Raw genomic sequence first — 19443 nt, 5'->3', positions numbered from 1 at the left:
CATGCTGCACGTGTCCGGAACCCGTCTCGTCACGGACGACGCCACGCCGGTACGGCTGCGGGGGGTGGGTCTCGGGGGCTGGATGAACATGGAGAACTTCATCACCGGCTACCCCGCCAACGAAAGCTCCATGCGGTACGCCGTCCGCACCGTGCTCGGCGACGAGCGGGCCGAGCTGTTCTTCGACCGCCTGCTGACCTCGTTCTTCACCGAGCAGGACGCGGCCCTGCTGGCCGGGCTGGGCATGAACTGCGTCCGCATCCCGGTCAACTACCACCACTGGGAGTCCGACGACCGGCCCCTGGAGATCGACCAGCGCGGCTTCCGCCACTTGGACCGGGTGATCGGCCTGCTCGGCGAGCACGGCGTCTACAGCGTGATCGACCTGCACGCCCTGCCCGGCTCCCAGAACCAGCACTGGCACTCGGACAACCCCACCCACGTGGCCGCGTTCTGGCAGCACCGCCACTTCCAGGACCGCGCGGTGCACCTGTGGGAGGCCATCGCCGACCACTACCGCGACCACCCGTGGGTCGCCGGATACAACCCGGTCAACGAGCCGGGCGACCCGACGGGCAAGATGATCGGCCCGTTCTACGACCGCCTGGTCAAGGCCATCCGGGCGGCCGACCCGGACCACGTCCTGTTCCTGGACGGCAACACCTACTCCACCGATTTCTCGATATTTCGTGAGGTGTATGAGAACACCGTCTTCGTCCTGCACGATTACGCCCTGGCCGGGTTCGCCCACGGCGGCCCCTACCCGGGGTACACGCGCGGCGAGTGGTGCGACAGGCACGAGCTGGAGCGCGCCTTCGCCAAGCGCTCCAGCTTCCAGCGTGAGACGGGCACGCCCCTGTGGGTGGGCGAGTTCGGGCCCGTCTACACCGGGGACCCGGCGGCCGACGGGCAGCGGTACCAGATCCTGCGCGACCAGCTCGCGATCTACGACGCCCAGGACGTGGGCTGGTCGCTGTGGACGTACAAGGACGTGGGGTTGCAGGGGCTGGTGCACGCCGCGGGGCCGTACCTGGACAGGTTCGGGGGCTTCATCGCCAAGAAGCGGCGGCTCGGGGCGGACCGCTGGGGCTCGACCATGGAGGAGTCGGCCGGCGTCCTGGCGCCGCTGCACGGGCTGATCGAGTCGGAGTTCCCCGCCTGGGACCCGTACCCGTGGGGTGCCCGCTACCAGAGCGACGACCTGATCCGGCACATTCTCCTGGCCCAGGCGCTGCTCCCCGAGTACGCCGAGTTGTTCCGGGGCCTCGGCGACGACGAGCTGACCGCCCTGGCGGACTCGTTCCTCCTGGAGCGATGTGTCCGCCGGGAACCCCTGCTCGACCTGCTGGGGGACAACCTGGCCCGATGAGGTGTCTTTTTTGAGGGTTGCGCACAGGGTGCTTGGGCTGTCCTAATTTAGGTAAGGCTTTCCTCACCTAGGAGCAGCACGGTGTCCGCCAGCTACCTCATCGGCTTACGCGAAGGACTCGAGGCGACGCTCGTCGTCTCGGTCCTCATCGCCTTTCTGGTCAAGAGCGACCGCAGGGACAAGCTCCCCCACGTCTGGGCGGGCGTCGGAGCGGCCATCCTGCTGTCGGTGGCGTTCGGGGCACTCCTGACCTTCACCGCGACCCGCCTCGACTACACCGACCAGGAGTTGTTCGAGGCGATCACGTCGCTGCTCGCCGTCGTGTTCGTCACCTGGATGATCTTCTGGATGCGCCGGACGGCCCGCGCGCTCTCCGGTGAGCTGCGGGACAAGCTCTCCGAGGCGCTCGCGCTGGGCTCGTTCGCCGTCGTCGTGATGGCGTTCCTGGCCGTGGCGCGCGAGGGACTGGAGACGGCGCTGCTGTTCTTCGCCGCCGCGCAGGGCGCGACGACGACCGCCGAGCCGCTGATCGGCATCTGCCTGGGGCTGCTCACGTCCGTGGTGATCGGTGGACCGGCTTCCACAAGATCGAGAAGGATCTGTGGATCCACAAGGACATCAGCAAGAGCGGCCCCATGGCCGACAAGCTGATCACCGACGTCAAGACCATCGTGGAGAAGGCCAACGCCACCGACCTGACCCCCCTCAACCTGGCCAACGGCGCCAAGGAGCTGCTCGACGAGGTGGCCACCGGGAAGATCACCGGCGAGGAGGACATCTGGTCGCACACCGACCTGTGGGACTTCGACGCCAACCTCCAGGGCTCCAAGGCGGCCGTGCAGTCGCTCCGGCCGGTGCTCGAGGAGCGGGCCCCTGACCTGGTCAAGACGCTGGACGAGAAGTTCGCCGCGGCCGAGACCGCGCTCGCGGCGCACGCGAAGGGCGACGGCTGGAAGCTGCACGACGAGCTGTCTAAGGCCGAGCTGAAGACGCTGTCGGACGCCATCAACGCGCTGGGCGAGCCGATCAGCCGGATCGCCCCGATCGTCGCGAAGTAGGGGGACGTCATGGCGCAGGAGCCGCCCGGCAGGAGGCGGGTGAGCAGGCGGAAGCTGTTCGGGCTGGGCGCGGCGGGGGCCGCCGCGCTGGGCACCGGGGCGGTGGCCGCCCGCTCGCTGCTCGACGAGCAGCCGGTGGCGCACGCCTCCTCGACCTCCGACCCGTTCCCCTTCTACGGCGAGCACCAGGCGGGCATCGTCACACCCGCGCAGGACCGGCTGCACTTCGTCTCCTTCGACGTCACCACGGCCAGGCGGGCCGAGCTGGTGTCGCTGCTGCAGGACTGGACGGCCGCGGCGGCGCGGCTGACCCAGGGCAGGGAGGCCGGCTCCTACGGCGCGGTGGGCGGCGCTCCGGAGGCCGCGCCCGACGACACCGGCGAGGCGCTCGGCCTGCCCGCCTCCGGGCTGACGCTGACGGTCGGGTTCGGGGCGTCGCTGTTCGACGAGCGGTTCGGGCTGGCCGGCCGGCGCCCGGCCGCCCTGGCCGAGCTGCCGAGGTTTCCGGGAGAGAACCTGATTCCGGAGATCTCCGGGGGCGACGTCTGTGTCCAGGCGTGCGCCCACGACCCGCAGGTCGCCGTGCACGCCATCCGCAACCTCGCCAGGATCGGCTTCGGCAAGGTCTCCGTCCGCTGGTCGCAGCTCGGCTTCGGCCGCACCTCCTCGACCTCGCGCGCCCAGGCCACCCCGCGCAACCTCATGGGCTTCAAGGACGGCACCAACAACCTCAAGCTGGAGGACACCGCCCTGCTGCGCGAGCAGTTGTGGGCCGCGGCGCAGGACGGCCAGGCGTGGATGGCGGGCGGCAGCTACCTGGTGACCAGGAAGATCCGGATGACGGTCGAGACCTGGGACCGCACCTCGCTCGCCGAGCAGGAGCAGATCTTCGGCAGGACCAAGGGCGAGGGCGCCCCCCTGCACGGCGGCAAGGAGTTCGACCCGCTGAACTTCGGCGCCGCCGGACCCGACGGCAGGCCCGCCATCGCCGGCGACGCCCACGTCCGGCTGGCCCACCCGAGCTTCCACGGCGACGCCCGGCTGCTGCGCCGGGGCTACAACTTCGTGGACGGCTCCGACGGGCTCGGCCGGCTGGACGCGGGGCTGTTCTTCATCGCCTACCAGCGCGACCCGCGCAAGCAGTTCGTGCCGGTGCAGATGGCCCTGGCCAAGAACGACCCGCTCAACGAGTACATCAAACACGTCGGCAGCGGCCTGTTCGCCTGCCCGCCGGGGGTGCGGGACGCGGGCGACTACTGGGGGCGCACGCTGCTCGAAGGCTGATTTGTCGGGTGGATCTGGTAGGACAGGAGCCGCCTGATCCCCCCGATCCCTAGGACCACCCGTGACCGACCAACCGAGCCATCGCGACGACTACAGCGACGGCTACGCCGGGCTCCCCGTGGCCTACGCGCTCGCCCCGGAAGACGGCGAGCCGCTGCCCGACCCGGCCGCCGTCGCCTGGAAGTTCGAGGCCGGCGAATACGACGACGACGTTCCCGACGAGATCTCCGAAAGTTTCGACTGGTTCTTCGACAATGTCGACACCGCCAAGGTCACCGCCATCGTGATCGGCGGGTGGGAGTCGTGCTACGACTCCGACAATGGGACGATCGTGGCCCGGCTCGCCGAGAGCGCCGACCGGCTGCCGGAGCTGCGTTCCCTGTTCCTCGGCGCGATCATGCCGGAGCAGGCCGAGATCTCCTGGATCCAGCAGTCCGACGTCACACCGCTGCTGGCGGCCTATCCGAAGCTGGAGCGGCTGGAGGTGCGGGGCGGCTCGGGGCTGACGCTGGAGCCGGTGCGGCACGAGTCGCTGCGCGTGCTCAGGTTCGAGACCGGCGGCCTGCCCGCGCAGGTCGTCCGCGCGGTCGGCGGCAGCGAGCTGCCCGAGATGGAGCACCTGGAACTCTGGTTCGGCGTCGACGAATACGGCGGTGACGCCACGACCGGCGACTGCGCCTCCATCCTGAGCGGCGAGCGGCTGCCCCGGCTGCGCCACCTGGGCCTGCAGAACTGCCCGTTCGCCGACGAGCTGGCCGCCGCCGTGGCGGGCGCGCCCATCGTGGCCCGGCTCGGCTCGCTCAGCCTGTCGATGGGGTCGCTCGGCGACGAGGGCACGGAAGCGCTGCTCAGCGGCCAGCCGCTGACCCACCTGAGCCGGCTCGACGTGCGCCACCACTACATGAGCCGGGCGATGGCGGCCCGCCTCGTGGCTGCGCTGCCCGGCGTCGAGGTCCTGCTGGACGAGCCGCACAGCCGCGACGACGACTGGCGCTACGTCGCGGTGAGCGAGTGACCATGGACGATGACGACCGCACCCGCGAGGAGACGCCCGCCGATCCCGGCGAGGTGTTCCTCACCGCCGAGGCCGCCTGCCACCACGACGTCGCCGGCCTCCACCGCGAGCGCTTCGCCGGGCTCCCGCTCAAGGCGCTCCACGAGGTCGACGACCCCTCCGAACGGGTCGCCTGGGCCCTGTGCGGCGAGAGCGGGCCAGGCCACGACGAGGCGGGCTCGACCCTGGCCAACGAGCTCGACAGGCTGCTGGAGAGCGTCGATCCCGCCCGCGTGGAGGCCCTCGCCGTCCTCACCGACGGGGCGGGCACGGCGGCCGAGCTCGCGGCGAACGCGCATCGGCTGCCCGCGCTGCGGTCGGTGTTCCTCGGGCTGATCGAGGCCGAGCACTGGGAGATCTCCTGGATCAGGCAAGGCGACATCACGCCGCTGCTGCAGGCGTACCCGAGGCTGGAGCGGCTCGACGTGCGCGGGTCGGACGGGCTGACGCTGAGTGCCGTCACGCACGAGCACCTCAGGGTGCTGCGCTTCGAGTGCGGCGGGCTGCCGGGCGCGGTGGTCAGGGCGGTGGGCGCGTCCGCGTTCCCCGCGCTGGAGCACCTGGAGCTGTGGCTGGGCGTCGAGAGCTACGGCGGCGACCACACGATCGCCGACCTTGACGGCATCCTGGCGGGCGCGCGGCTGCCCGCGCTCAAGCGGCTCGGCCTGCGCAACAGCGAGCAGCAGGACGAGGTCGCCGCCGCCGTGGCCGCCGCGCCCGTGCTCGCCCGGCTCGAGGCGCTCAGCCTGGGCATGGGCGTGCTGTCCGACCGGGGCGCGGAGGCGCTGCTCAGCGGCCAGCCGCTGAGCCACCTGAGCGTGCTCGACCTCAACCATCACTTCCTCAGCGACGCCATGACGGACCGCGTGCGGCGCGCGCTGCCCGGCGTGGCCGTCGATCTGGGCGACCGGCAGCCGACCGAACCACACGGCTGGCGATACACGGCGGTGAGCGAGTGACGGTGCGCTTCGCCGTCGTCGGGACGCCGGAGGATCGGCGGGTCACCCTGTTCCGCGACGCGGTGGTGGCTCGGGGGCTCGCCGAGCCGCACGTGATCTCGTGGCGCGACGTGCTGGCTGGCTCGGAGTTCGGCGCGCCCGAGGGGTCTGTGCTGCGGATCGACTCGCCGGGCGAGGACGCGCGGGCCGACGCGCTGCTGCGCGGCCCCGGCGACCCGGCGCGGGTGGGCGAGGGCGCCGCCTGGTACCGGGCGTTCCTGGCCGGGCTGGAGCGGGTGTCCGCGCTTCCCGGCGTCCGGCCGCTGGGAGACGTGGGCGAGATCGGGGTGATGTTCGACAAGCGGCGCTGCCACGCGGCGCTGGCGGCGGCCGGGGTGCCGGTGCCGCCCGGGTTCGAGGCCCGCTCGTACGACGACCTGCGCGAGGCGATGGCGGCACGCGGCTGGGCCCGGGTGTTCGTGAAGCCCGCCCACGGGTCGTCGGCGTCCGGCGTGATCGCCTTCCAGGCCCACGCCGGGCGGATCATGGCCGTCACGTCGGCCACGTGGACCGGCGGGGTGCTGTGCAACTCGCTGCGGATCAGGAAGGTGACGGACGAGGCCGAGGCGCGGCGGCTGGTGGACTTCCTGGCGGCCGACGGGCTGCACGTCGAACGCTGGTTCCCCAAGGCGTCGGCCGGCGGGCGGACGCTCGACCTGCGGGTGGTCACCGTGGCCGGCAGGCCCACGCACGCCGTGGTCCGCACCAGCCGCGCCCCCATGACGAACCTGCACCTCGGCGGCGCCCGGGGCGACCTCGACCTCGTACGCGGCCGGGCCGCGCTGTGGGAGCGGGTGCTGGAGGTGTGCACGCGGGTGGCCGGGTGTTTCCCGCGCAGCCTGAGCACCGGGGTCGATGTGATGGTCGGGTCGGACTGGCGGTCGGTGGCGGTGGCCGAGGTCAACGCGTTCGGGGACCTGCTGCCTGGATTGCATGATTTTTCAGGACATGGGCGCGACACGTACGCCGAACAGGTCGAGGCGGTCGTCCATGACCGCTGGTGAGCTCGACATGAACACGATCATCGGCACCCACGACCTCCTCCTCGTCACGCTCGACACGCTGCGCTACGACGTGGCGGCCTCGCTCGCCGAGGCGGGGCACCTGACCGGCCTCCTGCCGGGCGGCGCGCGCTGGGAGCGGCGGCACAGCCCGGGCAGCTTCACCTACGCCTCCCACGCCGCCATGTTCGCCGGCTTCCTGCCCACCCCGGTCGCTCCCGGTCCGCACCCCCGGCTGTTCGCGGCCACGTTCCCGGGCAGCGAGAGCACGGCCGGCGGCACCTGGGTGTTCGACGCGCCCGACCTGCCCACCGGGCTGGCGCGGGCCGGCTACCACACCGTGTGCGTCGGCGGCGTCGGGTTCTTCAACAAGCTCACCCCGCTCGGGTCGGCGCTGCCGGGCCTGTTCGCCGAGAGCCACTGGGAGCCGGAGTTCGGCGTGACGAACCCCGCCTCGCTGGAGCGTCAGATCGACCGCGCCGCCGAGGTGCTGCGTGACGTGCGCGAGCCGGTCTTCCTGTTCGTCAACGTCTCGGCCCTGCACCAGCCGAACCACTTCTACCTGCCGGGGACCGGCGACGACTCCCTGGAGAGCCACGCCGCCGCCCTGCGATACGTGGACCGGCACATCGGCCGGCTCTACGCCCTCATGACCCGCCGCCGCCCGTGCCTGACCATCGTCTGCTCCGACCACGGCACGGCGTACGGCGAGGGCGGGCACGTCGGTCACCGCGTCGGTCACGAGGTGGTCTGGACGGTCCCCTACACCCACTTCGTCCTGGAGCGCCATGCGGCCGTATGAGGGCTACGTCTACGCCTACCCCCACAAGACCGCCTACCGGCCACTGGAGCCGCGCCCGCACCTCAAGGAGGTCTGGGCGGGCGAACGCCCGGGAGCCCTGTACGTGCACATCCCGTTCTGCGAGATGCGCTGCGGCTTCTGCAACCTGTTCACCCGCACCGGCGCCCCGGACGACCTGGTGACCGCCTACCTCGACGCCCTCGAACGCCAGGCGGAGCAGACGCGCGACGCGCTGGAGGAGACGGCGTTCGACACGGCGGCGTTCGGCGGCGGCACGCCGACCTACCTCGGCCCCCGCGAGCTGACCCGGCTGTTCGACCTGACGGAGCGGACGATGGGCACCGACCTGGCCCGGATCCCGCTGTCGGTGGAGACCTCCCCGGCCACCGCCACGCCCGACCGCCTGTCCGTCCTCGTCGAACGCGGCACGTCGCGGATCTCGATCGGCGTGCAGAGCTTCGTGGACGCCGAGGCCCGCTCGGCGGTGCGCCCGCAGAAGCGCGCCGAGGTCGACGCGGCGCTCAACGCCATCAGGGCCAGCGGCGTGCCGGTGCTCAACATCGACCTGATCTACGGCATCGACGGCCAGACGCCGGAGTCGTGGCTCCACTCGCTGGACACGGCGCTCGGCTGGCGGCCGGAGGAGCTCTACCTCTACCCGCTCTACGTCCGGCCGCTGACCGGCCTCGGCAAGCAGGGGCGGGCCTGGGACGACCAGCGGCTCGAGCTGTACCGGGCGGGGCGCGACCACCTGCTGGCGGCCGGGTACGAGCAGGTGTCGATGCGCATGTTCCGGCTGCCCGGCTCCGGGGCGGTCACCGCGTACTGCTGCCAGACCGACGGCATGGTGGGGCTGGGGTGCGGGGCGCGGTCGTACACGGGCGGACTGCACTACTCCTTCGAGTACGCCGTCGGCGCGCGGCACGTGCGCTCGATCATCGACGACTACGTGGCCGCCGCCGACTTCGGCACCGCCAACGTGGGCTTCGCGCTCTCCCCCGGCGAGCGCGGGCGGCGTCACCTCATCCAGTCGCTGCTGCAGGCCGAGGGCATGTCACGGCGCCTCTACGCCGACCGGTTCGGCACCGACGCGCTCGACGACTTCCCGCTCGACGAGTTCGGGCCATGGCTGACGATCTCGGACGAGACCATCAGGCTCACCCCCGAAGGGCTGGCCCACTCCGACGCGATCGGCCCCGCCCTGTTCTCCCCCGGCGTGCGGCGGCTCATGGAGGGGTACACGGCATGCTGACCATCCTCTACCGCGGCCCCCTGTCGAGCTGCGACTACGACTGCGCCTACTGCCCGTTCGCCAAGCGCCGCGACACGCCCGAACAGCTCCGCGCCGACAGGGCCGCCCTGGAGCGGTTCGCGGGCTGGGTCCGCGAGCGGGACTTCGAGGTGTCGGTCCTGTTCACGCCATGGGGTGAGGGCCTGGTCAGGTCGTGGTACCGGCGGGCGCTCGTAGAGCTCTCCTGGCTGCCCAACGTCGCCAAGGTCGCCATCCAGACGAACCTGAGCTGCCGTACCGGCTGGCTCTCGGAGGCGTCGGACCGGGCCGCGCTGTGGGTGACCTACCACCCGACGCAGGTCCCGTACGACCGTTTCCTGGCCAAGGTCCGCTCCCTCCCGGTACGCCACAGCGTCGGCATCGTCGGCGACCCGGCCCACCTGCCACACGCCAGAAGGCTCAGGGCCGACCTGCCGCCCGAGACGTACGTGTGGGTCAACGCCGAGGAGGGCCGCCTCTACACCGACGCCGAGGCGGCCGACTGGTCGGCGATCGACCCCCACTTCCACCACAGCCGCTTCCCCCACCCCAGCCTGGGCCTGCCCTGCCGCACCGGCGACAGCGTCATCTCGGTGAACGGCGACGGCACGGTCCGCCGCTGCCACTTCGTCCCCGAGGTGCTGGGCAACCTGTACGACGGCTCCTACCGGGCGGCCCTGCGCCCCCGCCCCTGCCCGGCCACGGCCTGCGACTGCCACATCGGCTACGTCCATCTGGAGCCGCTCGGCCTCTACGACGTCTTCGCCGGCGGGGTGCTCGAACGCGTTCCGCTCCGCTAGCGCCCCGGCCAGGCCGAGTGGCGGCACACCTGCCCCGGGCCGTGTCCGGATGCCGCCGGCGGTACCTGCTCACCGGAGGCGCCACTACGAGGACCGGACCGAGCGTGAGACGGCCGAGCTGCTCAACTGCTCGATCGGCAGGGTCAAGAGCCAGGCGCGCTGTGACCCCCGGGAGCGCGCACCCTGCCGGCGCGCTGTGACCTCGGGGGCTCGCATCGGGACGTTCGGGGCTCCCACGCCGGCCTCAGGTCTCGCGTTGTGGCCGGTAGTCCTCCTCGCCGACCCCGAACGTCCACGCCACGCCCTCCCTGGCCCGGCGCACCCACGGCGGCACCCGCAGGAAGTAGGTGCGGCGGGTGCCGTCGGGCTCGGGGGTGGAGTTGACCACCTCGACCATGGCCAGCGGCTCGTCGCCGGGCAGCTCGACCCGCCACAGCACCCCGGTCTCGTCGGAGTGCACCGGCATGGCGCCCGACTCGGCGAGGTAGCGATCGAGGCCGAAGTGCTCGAGCATGACGCGGCGCAGCTCGGCGTTCTCCTCGGCGCGGATGCGCTCGGGGGTGAGCTCGCCCATCGCGGCCCCGAACCCGGCCGGTACGGGCATGCCGTGCCAGGCGTAAAGGGCGAAGCCGTCGGCGTAGAGCATGGCGGGCCCGTCAGCGCGATGCAGCCGGCCCAGGTCGTCGAGATGCAGCTCGACGGGCCGTTCGGTGACGATCGCGAGTCGCTCGTACGGCCACCACCAACCGGCACGCTCAGCGACCCGCTTCAGCCCGTCGAGCCCGTCGAACGCCGACAGCCAGGGCGCGTCATGCTGCCCGAGCACGGCATCCAACACCACCTGCCGCACCACCTCACCACTGATACCACCAGGACTACCCGGACCGCTGGGACCGCCGGGACCGCCGATGGTGCCCGAGTCGCCTAGATCGCTCAGGTCGGCGATGGCCCGGCGGAGGTCACCGGCCAGCCGCTCGACGCGCGGCCAGAGCCGCCCACCGGTCGCATCCCAGTGCGCCGCCCAGCCGATGGCGCCCAGCTCGGCGGAGAGGGCCGCCCTGGCGCGTTCCCACGGCCCGGTCCGCACCGCGTCCCGCACCGACACCCCAGGGTCCCGCACCGACGCCCCGGGGTGCCCGAACCCCAGCACCGCCTGGCACCGGGGATCCCCGGGGTCCGCCGCCGCGGCACCCGTCAGCCACGCGGCGGCACGGGCTCCGGCCGCGGGCGAGGCCAGCACCAGCACCTGCTCCGGCTCGTCCAGCCCGGCCTCACGGTAGGCCTGCCGCACGACCGCCTCGAGCTCACCGTCGGCGGGGCCAGTGGCGAACGCGACCCGCTCCCACGTCAAGGTCGTCATCAGTCGGCCACCACCCGATAGGACCCCGGAACGTACTCACGCTGCCGGATCACCCGATACCAGCCCTTGGGCAGCGAGATCGCGTCATGCTCCTCGTGCACGAGCCGGCCGCCCTCGGGCAGGTGCAGAAAACCGCCGGAGAGCGTGCCGGGCCCGGGAACGGCATGGCAGTGCCCGGTGGCCTCACCATGCGCCAGCACGAGCCGCCCGCGAGCGTCTCTCGGCTCAGGCCGCATCACCCGGGGCGCGGCCTCCTCCGGCACGGGCATGATCAGGATGTCGCCCTGTCGGTACATCGACCAACCTCCATCGTCGGGGGGATGATCGCAAGCTACCGACCCCGACCGACAATTCCCCCTTACCGCCCCCGCCGCTGATCGGTCTCCCGAGGGTGTCCGGTGCCGGCCCGGGTGATCCACAAGGTGCGCTCTCGTCGTCGATCGCCCCAGCCTTCGGCGGCCCGCCGGTCGGCGAATCGAACACGCCAGGGGTTGGGGCGAGGAACCTCGTCGCCCCTGCCTGCCATCACGAGTCGGCCTTGGGGCGCGGCACCTGCGGCCCGTCGCCGGCGAAGGGGCCTTGGAGGTCGCGGGCCAGTCGCGGATCGCTCCACACCACGGCCGTGGACCGCCATGAGGTCAGCGCGCGGCCGAACGGCAGCAGCTCACCCGTGTCCGCGCCCGCCATGAGGTGGCCGAGGAGCTCACGCACGCACTGATGACGCTCGGTCTCGGGCAGCCAGGTGAGCCAGGGCAACTCCTCGGCCAGCACCTCCTCCGCCAGTCCGCTGTTGCGGCGGGCCACGATGGCCAGCCCCCGGGCGGCGATGCGCAGGCTCGCCGCCCCGGCCTCGAATCGTTCGGCGCGCATGAGGATCAGGTTCTCGTCATCACGTCGCTCGAGGATGACGTCGGCGTTGTCGAGCGTGGGAAGCACGTCCGACGGGCCTCTGAGGAACGCGCTGTACGGGAAACTCTTCGTCGCCATACCGAGCAGCTTATCTGAAGTAGTTCAGATATTCACCGATGGCGGGCCCGGGAGGCGGCCGCGTGGGCGCGGTTGCCGCAGCGGGTGGAGCAGAACTGGCGTCTGCCCGGACGGCTGCGGTCGACGAAGGCGTCCCGGCAGGGCAGGGCGGCGCACAGGCGCAGGCGGTCCCAGTCGCCGGAGGCCGCGAGGTCCAGCAGTTCGGACACCGACCGCACCGCCAGCCGGGCGGCCGGCCCGGCGTCCTCCCGAGTGGTGAGGAGCAGGCGCGGCACCCCGTCCGACTCCCCCACCGTGACCCGCACCGGCAGCTCCGCCACCCAGCGGGCCAAAGCCCCCGTGCGTTCGCCGGGCTCGCCCGCCAGCACCTCCCGCAGCCGCCCCCGCACCGCCCGTACCTCGTCGAGCACCCCCTCCGCGCCGAGCCCCCCAAGAGACTCCCCCGCGCCGGAAAGGCCCAGCTCCTCACAGAAGCGCCGCAGCGCCGCCGTGTCCGGCAATCGTTCGGGGTCGTCCAGGTACTCGTCCCACGTGTTGGCCAGATCGAGTGACACCAGGCCCGTCTCGGCGTACTGGCGCATTCGCCCTCCCTCCTGTTACCGTCACGAGTATGAACATAATAACCCATGACGAACATCTCACCATCCTCGACGCCCCATCCAACCTCGGACTGCGCCCGCCCGCCCCCGACGTCGTCCCCGGCTGCTACAAGGCCCCGTGGGCGCTGCGCGAGGCCGGGCTGCTCGGCCGGCTCGGCGCCACCGACGCGGGCACCGTCGTCCCGCCCCGCTACGTGGCCACCTGGAAGCCCGGCGACGGCGTCCGCAACGGCCCGGCGATCGCCGCCTACGCCCGTACACTCGCCGGCCGCGTGGCCGCCATCAGGCAGGACGGCGGGTTCCCGATTCTGCTGGGCGGCGACTGCTCGATCCTGCTCGGCCCCGCCCTCGCCCTGCGCCGGACCGGCCGCTACGGGCTGGCGTACCTGGACGCGCACGCCGACTTCCGCCACCTCGGCAACTCCCCGCACGTCGGCTCGGCCGCCGGTGAGGACCTGGCGCTGGTCACCGGCCGGGGCGACGGCTACCTGGTGGACATCGACGGGCTGCGGCCGTACGTCAGGGACGAGGACGTGATCGTGCTCGGGGTCAGAGACGAGGAGGATCTGCGGGACATCGCGGACAGCGGGCTGGCCTACGTCCCGGGCGACGACATCTCGCTCGACCTCGCCGAGAACGTCCTCGTACGCGACGATCTCGACGGGTTCTGGATCCACGTGGACGCCGACGTCCTCGACCCGTCCGTGCTGCCCGCCGTCGACTCCCCCACGCCGGGCGGCCTCGACGCGGCCCAGCTCACCGAGGTGCTGCGCGGTCTCCTCCGCCTGCCGGGAGCCGCCGGGCTGGAGGTGACGATCCTCGACCCCGACCTGGACGAGGACGGCTCCCAGGCCGCCCTCCTGGCCGACATCCTGGTCGCTGCCCTGACGGATGGCAGGCGGGGCTAGCGGATCACGTAGCCGCTGGTGCTGGAGTGGCCGGCCGCGTTCGTGGCCGTGATGGAGGTCCAGGGGCCGGCGGGCGTGTACGGGGCCCAGGCCGACTCGAGCCGCCCGCGCCCGTACCATTCCTGCCCCACGGCCACCTCCCCCGTCCCCTGCGGGGCGAAGCGCAGGGTGCCGCCGCGCAGGTTGTGGCCCTCGACGAGCACCCCGGCCCGCCCGTTCCTGTCCTTCCTGTACGCGTTCACGATGATCGGCTGCTGCCACCCGGCCGCGATGTCGTCGGCGAGCGACGGCGTGTCATACCTGGCCTGACACGTGAAGAAGGGCTCCCACCCATAGGAGATGACCTTGACGGCATGCGGCCCGGACGCCATGACCTGCTGGTCGAGCCGGCTCTTCGTGGTACGCCCGCGCAGCGGCGGCGGCTCCACCCGCCCGCACTCCCCGGCCGCCGGCGTGGGTTCGAAGCCCTCCACGTTCACCCACAGCTCCACCCCGTCCGGCACCCGCCGGGCCGCCGCCTCGATGTAGTCGCGGGTGGAGCCGTAGTAGCCCTGCGCGTTGCTCACGTCGCCCACGACGGGCACCAGCCGGGGCACGACCTTGGCCTCGGCCTCGTGCACCCCGTAGACCGGCACCTTCCCCGTGCCCCGCCCGTCCTGGACGGCGATGGCCATGGGCATCCCGGCCCGCGTCGCCGCGATGTCCGCCAGCCCCCGCTCCACCAGCGACGGCGGGAACCCGCGTGCCCTCCGGGCGTCGATGTACGGGCTGACCACGATCTTCTTGCCCGGCAGCGCGGCGGCGACCACGGCGTGCTGGGCCGCGTACAGCTCGATGATCGGGTCCTGCTCGGAGCGTGCCCGCACGGCCAGCTCGAACGACTGGTACACCCCGCCGAACGACGCCAGCCCCGCGAACCGCTCCCGGTAGTCGGCCAGCACCCGGGCCGTGAAGGCGTTGAGCGCGGCGGTGTGCGCGTGGTCGGGCTCCCAGGGCTTGTCCGCCCGCTGCGTCGCGGCCGGCAGCCCGGGGAAGACCGTCATCCCGTACGCCGCCGCCTCCCGCATCAGGTGTCCCACCCCGTCGCCGTCGGTGGAGACGATCACGATGTCGTGCGCGGGCGCGTCGCAGGAGCCGGCCAGCGACAGCCGGTAGAAGATCCGGCCCTCGCTCTCGATCCGCCGGTCGAGCCCGGGGCAGCGCAGCATGGACCGCCCGAACTCCTCGCTGGTCACGTACGAGTAGACCTGGCGGACGCCGGGCACGTCGGCGCACGGCCGGCCGTCCACGACGCAGTCAGGGTCGGCGCCGGCGGCGAAGCGCGGCCCGAACGTGATCAGGGTGTCGCCCCCGATGGCGTGCACGGCCTCCACCATGCGCTGCGTGACGCACCGGTCGCCGCGCGGGATCACCCAGTAGCCGGTGACCGCGTAGGGTGCCACCACCCGAGGGTCGCGCGCCGGGCACTCCTCCACCTCGGGCGAGTCCGGGACCACCATGCCCACCACGAAGGCGACCGCCACGACCAGCCACAGGATCCGGTGCACCCACGCCCCTTCCACGCCGTCACCAGACTACGCATCGAGACCGTCAAGTGACCCCGGTGCGCACGGCCCCGATCAGGTCACGGAGAATGGCGGGCAGGGGGTGGACATCGTGCGCATCGACCTCAGCGGAAAGACGGCGCTGGTCACCGGCTCGACCCAGGGAATCGGGGCGGCCATCGCCACCGGGCTGGCCCGGGCGGGCGCCCGCGTCGGCGTCAACGGCCGCAAGGAGGGCTCGGTCACCACGGCCATCGAGCGGATGGAGGCCGAGCGGGCCGAGCGGGACGAGCGGGCCGCCGCCGAGCAAGCCGACGGCGCTCGGGCCGACGGCGCTCCTTCGCGTTTCGACCTGGTCGCGGTCCCCGGCGACGTCTCGACGGAAGAGGGCTGCGAGCAGGTGCTGCGCGCGCTGCCGCACGTCGACGTCCTCGTCAACAACCTGGGGATCTTCGGGGCCACCCCGGCGCTCGACATCACCGACGACGAGTGGCGGCGCTACTTCGAGGTCAACGTGCTGGCCGCGGTCCGGCTGACCCGCGCGTACCTGCCGGGCATGAGGGAGCGCGGCTGGGGCCGGATCCAGTACATCGCCAGCGACTCCGCGATCGTCGTCCCCGCGGAGATGATCCATTACGGCATGACGAAGACCGCGCTGCTGGCCGTCTCCAGGGGGTTCGCCAAGGAGGCGGCGGGCAGCGGGGTCACGGTCAACTCGGTGATCGCGGGTCCGACGCACACCGGGGGCGTGGAGGAGTTCGTCTACCAGCTCGTGGACCGGGAGCTGCCGTGGGAGGAGGCGCAGCGGGAGTTCATGCGGCGCCATCGCCCGCAGTCGCTGCTCCAGCGCCTGATCGAGCCGGAGGAGATCGCCAACATGGTCGTCTACCTCAGCTCGCCCCTCGCCTCCGCCACGACGGGCGGGGCGCTGCGCGTGGACGGCGGCTACGTGGACTCGATCCTCCCCTGACGAAGGGCCTCGCCTGACGAAGGGCCTCGCCTGACGAAGGGCCTCGCCTGACGAAGAGCCTCCTCTGAAAAGGACAGGGCCTCCCCTGAAGGGGCCTCGCGGCCTCCCACTTCCGGGGGATCTCACGGCGGGCACCCGGCGACAGCCTTGAGGGCATGATCTTACGAACGCTGCTGGTCAGTGCCTTCGCCCTCGGCTCCCTGGCCGTCCCCGAGCCGCCCGCCATCGCGTGGCGAACCTGCCCGGCGTACTCGGACGCCGTCCTGCGCGCGCTCGGCCTCGCCGCCCCCGCCGCCAAGGGCCTGCTCGACCGCATGGAGTGCGGCACGCTGACCGTCCCCCAGAATTACGCCGACCCCGGCGGCAAGCAGATCACCGTCGCCCTGACCAGGCTGAAGGCCACCGACCGCGCCCGCCGTCTGGGCAGTGTGGCGGTCAATCCGGGCGGCCCAGGCGGCAGCGGCCGCCTGATGCCGATCGAGCTGACCCTGAGCGGCATGAAGCTGAACACCCGCTACGACCTCATCGGCTTCGACCCGCGCGGCGTCGGCTACAGCACGAAGGCCGAGTGCGAGCTGGGCAGGCAGGAGCCACCGCCGCCCGGCCCGGTCACCGAGGCGCTGGCCAGGAAGGTCTACGACCAGACCGTCGAGGAGAACCGCGCCTGCGTCGCCTCCGACCGCGCCTTCGTCGGGCAGCTCACCACCTCGAACGTGGCCCGCGACCTCGACCGGATCCGCGCGGCGCTGGGCGAGCGGCAGATCGGCTTCCTCGGCGTCTCGTGGGGCACGTGGCTGGGGACGGTGTACCGCAGCCTGTTCCCGGGCCAGGTGCGGCGCATGTGGCTGGACAGCGTGGCGCTGCCCGTGCCGCGGATGGACGTCTTCACCGACGTACGCGCCAAGGCCACCGATCACGGCTTCGGCCGCATGGCCGCCTGGCTCGCCGACCGCGACGGCACCTACGGATTCGGCACGTCGAAGGCCGAGGTGGTGTCGGCCCTGACCAGGCTGCGCGAACGGTACGACGCCCACCCGCTCACCTTCACCGACGTCGACGTCACCATCGACGGCCGGATGATCGCCGAGGCCGCGGGACAGCCGAGCGTGGCCTGGCCGGATGTGGCCGAGGTCCTGAAGGAGCTGGTCACCGCGACGGGCCCGGAGGCGCCGCCCGCCCTCAGGCGCGTCATGGGCGGCGACCGCCCGCCCCTGCCTCCCGGCGTCCCCGAACGCCAGAACATGACGGCGCACGTCGCGCTGTTCTGCAACGAGGACCTCGGCCCGCACGCGTTCCAGCCGGCCTGGACCGCCTACAAGGAGCGCCTGAAGCGCTACCCGGTGACCGGCTCGGCGAGCACGTTCTTCCCGCCGTGCGCGGGCTGGCCGCTCGCGCCGCGGGCCCCGCGCCTGCGCGAGGACGGCGGCTCGCTGGCGCTGTCGGGGCACCTGCACGAGAGCCCGTCCCCGTACGAGTGGACGCTGGAGACGCGGGCGGCCGTCGGCGGGCAGGTGGTCACGATCGACGACGACGTGCACGGCTCGGCGTTCAGGACGCCGGAGTGCGCGGCCAAGGTCGTCGCCTACTTCGAGACGGGCCGTATCCCGCGAACGTGCCCGGGAGCCCCGGTGCCAGCGAAAAAGCCGGCCGGGTGATAGGAGAAGCCGTTCGCCACATTTCCGGTCTCGAAATGTGATGAAATCACTCGTCACATCCGTCACAGAGGTAACAAGAGATCTTTGCAGACCCTTGCAGATCATGTTAGAAGGGAGTTAAGCAGAGAGGACCGGGCACAGTGACGGTGATTCTCGATGGCGTCTCCGTGCGGCAACGCGGGGAGATCTGGCTCGATGACATTCGTTTAGAATTATCCAACGGAATGACCACGCTGGTCGGCCCCATGACAGCGGGGAAGACGACATTGATGCGCGTGGCCGCCGGTCTGCTGACGCCTGATTCAGGCCGTGTGGTGGTCGACGGAAAAGATGTCACCAGAATATCGGTGCGGAAACGTTCGGTCGCCTTCGTCTATCAGCAATTCATCAATTATCCATCCCTGACCGTCCACGAGAACATCGCCTCACCCCTCAGGCTCGACCCGAGGTTCGGCCGCGACGACATCGACCGGCGGGTGCGCGAGGTGGCCGAGCTGATGGGCATCGCCTCGTTCCTCGGCCGCAGGCCCGCCGAGCTGTCGGGCGGCCAGCAGCAGCGCACGGCCATCGCGCGAGCCCTGGCCCGCCCGGTGGACCTGCTGCTGCTCGACGAGCCGCTGGCCAACCTGGACTTCAAGCTGCGCGAGCAGTTGCGCGCGGACCTGAAGACGATGTTCGCCGACTCCCCCGGCGTGGTGCTCTACTCCACCGCCGACCCGAACGAGGCGCTGACCTTCGCCGCCCCGGCCGTGATCCTGGGCGAGGGCAGGGTCCAGCACGCCGGGGACGTCGCCGACCTGTACGCGCACCCGCCCACGCTGGCCGTGGCCGCCACGCTCAGCGACCCACCGCTCAACCTGCTGCCCGGCGTGGTCCGCGACGGCCGCATCGAGTGCCTGGGCACGTCGTTCCCGGCGCCGCGCGCGCACGTCTCCGGCCACGACGTCGTGCTCGGCGTACGCCCCCACCAGGTGACGATCGGCCGCGGCGGCCCCGGGGCGCTGGAGCTGCCGGCCGAGATCCGGCTCGCGGAGGTGACGGGCAGCGCGACCTTCCTGCACCTCCTCCTCCAGGGCAACCGCCACCTGGTCGCCCACCTGCCGGGCACCCAGCTCTTCACGCCGGGCGAGTCCACGGTCGCGTACGTGGACCCGGCGCACGTCTTCGTCTTCGACGAGGACGGGGGCAGGTTGCTCGCCACCAGCGCCGCGGAGGTCGACCTGCATGGCTGACATTCGGTTGGACGGCGTGGGCCACAGCTACGACGGCGGCAAGACGTGGGCGCTCAGGCCGATGACGTGGACGTGGCACACCTCCAGGGCGTACGCGCTGCTCGGCCCCAGCGGCTGCGGCAAGACGACGCTGCTGAACATCATCTCCGGCCTGATCACCCCCACCGTGGGCCGGATCTTCTTCGACGACCGCGAGGTCACCGGCGTGCCCACGGCGGGCCGCAACATCGCGCAGGTCTTCCAGTTCCCCGTCCTGTACGAGGAGATGTCCGTCTACGACAATCTCGCCTTCCCCCTCCGCAACAGGAAGGTCCCGAAACAGGAGATCGACGAGCGGGTCCGCCAGGTCTCGCGGCTGCTCGGCCTCGACACCGTCCTGCGCCGCAGGTCACGCCGCCTGGACCCGGGCCGGCAGCAGATCGTCAGCCTGGGCCGCGGCCTCGTACGCTCCCAGGTGGCCGCCGTGCTGCTGGACGAGCCGCTCACAGTCGTGGACCCGGCGCTGAAGTGGACGCTGCGCAGCAAGCTCAAGGAGATCCACCGCGACACCGG

General features: G+C 72.0%; 20 protein-coding genes. 15 read left to right on the top strand and 5 right to left on the bottom strand.

Annotated elements, in window-relative coordinates:
- Position 1: 1 nt before the first annotated feature.
- The 10 genes from AB0I15_RS57045 (at position 2) to AB0I15_RS57000 (ending at position 9636) form a co-directional block, all read left to right on the top strand.
- On the top strand, positions 2 to 1369 hold the full coding sequence (locus AB0I15_RS57045; RefSeq protein WP_358116867.1) for a cellulase family glycosylhydrolase: 1368 nt from the start codon (positions 2 to 4) through the stop codon (positions 1367 to 1369).
- Positions 1370 to 1450: 81 nt separating this feature from the next.
- Positions 1451 to 2020 (top strand): FTR1 family protein, encoded by a 570-nt coding sequence (locus AB0I15_RS57040; protein WP_358116864.1) that lies wholly within the window; start codon positions 1451 to 1453, stop codon positions 2018 to 2020.
- Positions 1906 to 2427 carry an EfeM/EfeO family lipoprotein gene (locus tag AB0I15_RS57035; RefSeq protein WP_358116983.1) on the top strand — a complete coding sequence of 174 codons (522 nt, stop codon included), beginning with the start codon at positions 1906 to 1908 and terminating at the stop codon, positions 2425 to 2427. The genes AB0I15_RS57040 and AB0I15_RS57035 overlap by 115 nt, the downstream gene beginning before the upstream one ends.
- A gap of 39 nt (positions 2428 to 2466) precedes the next feature.
- On the top strand, positions 2467 to 3711 hold the full coding sequence (gene efeB / locus AB0I15_RS57030) for an iron uptake transporter deferrochelatase/peroxidase subunit (protein ID WP_358116862.1): 1245 nt from the start codon (positions 2467 to 2469) through the stop codon (positions 3709 to 3711).
- 61 nt (positions 3712 to 3772) lie between these two features.
- Entirely contained in the window at positions 3773 to 4726 is a 954-nt protein-coding gene (locus tag AB0I15_RS57025) for an STM4015 family protein (RefSeq protein ID WP_358116859.1), read from the top strand.
- Between the two features lie 2 nt (positions 4727 to 4728).
- Positions 4729 to 5724, top strand: a complete 996-nt coding sequence (locus AB0I15_RS57020; protein ID WP_358116857.1) for an STM4015 family protein — start codon at positions 4729 to 4731, stop codon at positions 5722 to 5724.
- The gene (locus AB0I15_RS57015) at positions 5721 to 6767 is read left to right on the top strand and encodes an STM4014 family protein (RefSeq protein WP_358116854.1); all 1047 of its coding nucleotides are present in this window, start codon (positions 5721 to 5723) and stop codon (positions 6765 to 6767) included. The genes AB0I15_RS57020 and AB0I15_RS57015 overlap by 4 nt, the downstream gene beginning before the upstream one ends.
- On the top strand, positions 6754 to 7566 hold the full coding sequence (locus tag AB0I15_RS57010; protein WP_358116851.1) for an STM4013/SEN3800 family hydrolase: 813 nt from the start codon (positions 6754 to 6756) through the stop codon (positions 7564 to 7566). Before AB0I15_RS57015 ends, AB0I15_RS57010 begins: the two co-directional genes overlap by 14 nt.
- Positions 7553 to 8818, top strand: a complete 1266-nt coding sequence (locus AB0I15_RS57005; protein ID WP_358116848.1) for an STM4012 family radical SAM protein — start codon at positions 7553 to 7555, stop codon at positions 8816 to 8818. Before AB0I15_RS57010 ends, AB0I15_RS57005 begins: the two co-directional genes overlap by 14 nt.
- Positions 8812 to 9636, top strand: coding sequence for an STM4011 family radical SAM protein (locus AB0I15_RS57000; RefSeq protein ID WP_358116846.1), 825 nt, complete (start codon positions 8812 to 8814; stop codon positions 9634 to 9636). The genes AB0I15_RS57005 and AB0I15_RS57000 overlap by 7 nt, the downstream gene beginning before the upstream one ends.
- Before the next feature lie 244 nt (positions 9637 to 9880).
- On the opposite strand, the gene AB0I15_RS56995 is transcribed toward AB0I15_RS57000, so the two are convergent.
- The 4 genes from AB0I15_RS56995 to AB0I15_RS56980 form a co-directional block, all read right to left on the bottom strand.
- Entirely contained in the window at positions 9881 to 10996 is a 1116-nt protein-coding gene (locus AB0I15_RS56995; RefSeq protein WP_358116843.1) for a DUF6745 domain-containing protein, read from the bottom strand.
- A complete protein-coding gene (locus AB0I15_RS56990) occupies positions 10996 to 11292 on the bottom strand; it encodes a hypothetical protein (RefSeq protein ID WP_358116840.1) in 297 nt (98 codons plus the stop codon). The genes AB0I15_RS56995 and AB0I15_RS56990 overlap by 1 nt, the downstream gene beginning before the upstream one ends.
- Before the next feature lie 229 nt (positions 11293 to 11521).
- Positions 11522 to 11983, bottom strand: a complete 462-nt coding sequence (locus AB0I15_RS56985; protein ID WP_358116837.1) for a hypothetical protein — start codon at positions 11981 to 11983, stop codon at positions 11522 to 11524.
- Between the two features lie 32 nt (positions 11984 to 12015).
- Positions 12016 to 12564 carry a CGNR zinc finger domain-containing protein gene (locus tag AB0I15_RS56980; protein WP_358116834.1) on the bottom strand — a complete coding sequence of 183 codons (549 nt, stop codon included), beginning with the start codon at positions 12562 to 12564 and terminating at the stop codon, positions 12016 to 12018.
- A 29-nt stretch (positions 12565 to 12593) separates the two neighbouring features.
- Here AB0I15_RS56980 and AB0I15_RS56975 point away from each other — a divergent pair, with 29 nt between their 5' ends.
- Positions 12594 to 13490, top strand: a complete 897-nt coding sequence (locus AB0I15_RS56975; RefSeq protein WP_358116831.1) for an arginase family protein — start codon at positions 12594 to 12596, stop codon at positions 13488 to 13490.
- Here AB0I15_RS56975 and AB0I15_RS56970 read toward each other — a convergent pair.
- Positions 13487 to 15037 (bottom strand): hypothetical protein, encoded by a 1551-nt coding sequence (locus tag AB0I15_RS56970; RefSeq protein ID WP_358116828.1) that lies wholly within the window; start codon positions 15035 to 15037, stop codon positions 13487 to 13489. The two genes, AB0I15_RS56975 and AB0I15_RS56970, sit on opposite strands and share 4 nt — an antisense overlap.
- A 109-nt stretch (positions 15038 to 15146) precedes the next feature.
- On the opposite strand from AB0I15_RS56970, the gene AB0I15_RS56965 reads away from it, so the two are divergent.
- The 4 genes from AB0I15_RS56965 to AB0I15_RS56950 form a co-directional block, all read left to right on the top strand.
- Positions 15147 to 16004, top strand: a complete 858-nt coding sequence (locus tag AB0I15_RS56965) for an SDR family oxidoreductase (protein ID WP_358116825.1) — start codon at positions 15147 to 15149, stop codon at positions 16002 to 16004.
- 155 nt (positions 16005 to 16159) lie between these two features.
- Positions 16160 to 17659 carry an alpha/beta fold hydrolase gene (locus AB0I15_RS56960; RefSeq protein ID WP_358116822.1) on the top strand — a complete coding sequence of 500 codons (1500 nt, stop codon included), beginning with the start codon at positions 16160 to 16162 and terminating at the stop codon, positions 17657 to 17659.
- A 140-nt stretch (positions 17660 to 17799) separates the two neighbouring features.
- Positions 17800 to 18891, top strand: a complete 1092-nt coding sequence (locus AB0I15_RS56955) for an ABC transporter ATP-binding protein (RefSeq protein ID WP_358116819.1) — start codon at positions 17800 to 17802, stop codon at positions 18889 to 18891.
- On the top strand, positions 18884 to 19443 hold a 560-nt coding region (locus AB0I15_RS56950; protein WP_358116816.1), incomplete at its 3' end, for an ABC transporter ATP-binding protein. The genes AB0I15_RS56955 and AB0I15_RS56950, both read left to right, overlap by 8 nt.

This window comes from Nonomuraea sp. NPDC050643 (assembly GCF_040654715.1).
Taxonomy (GTDB): Bacteria; Actinomycetota; Actinomycetes; order Streptosporangiales; family Streptosporangiaceae; genus Nonomuraea.
The sequence above is the reverse complement of the archived record's forward strand: the minus strand, read 5'-3'. Positions and strand labels throughout refer to the sequence as shown.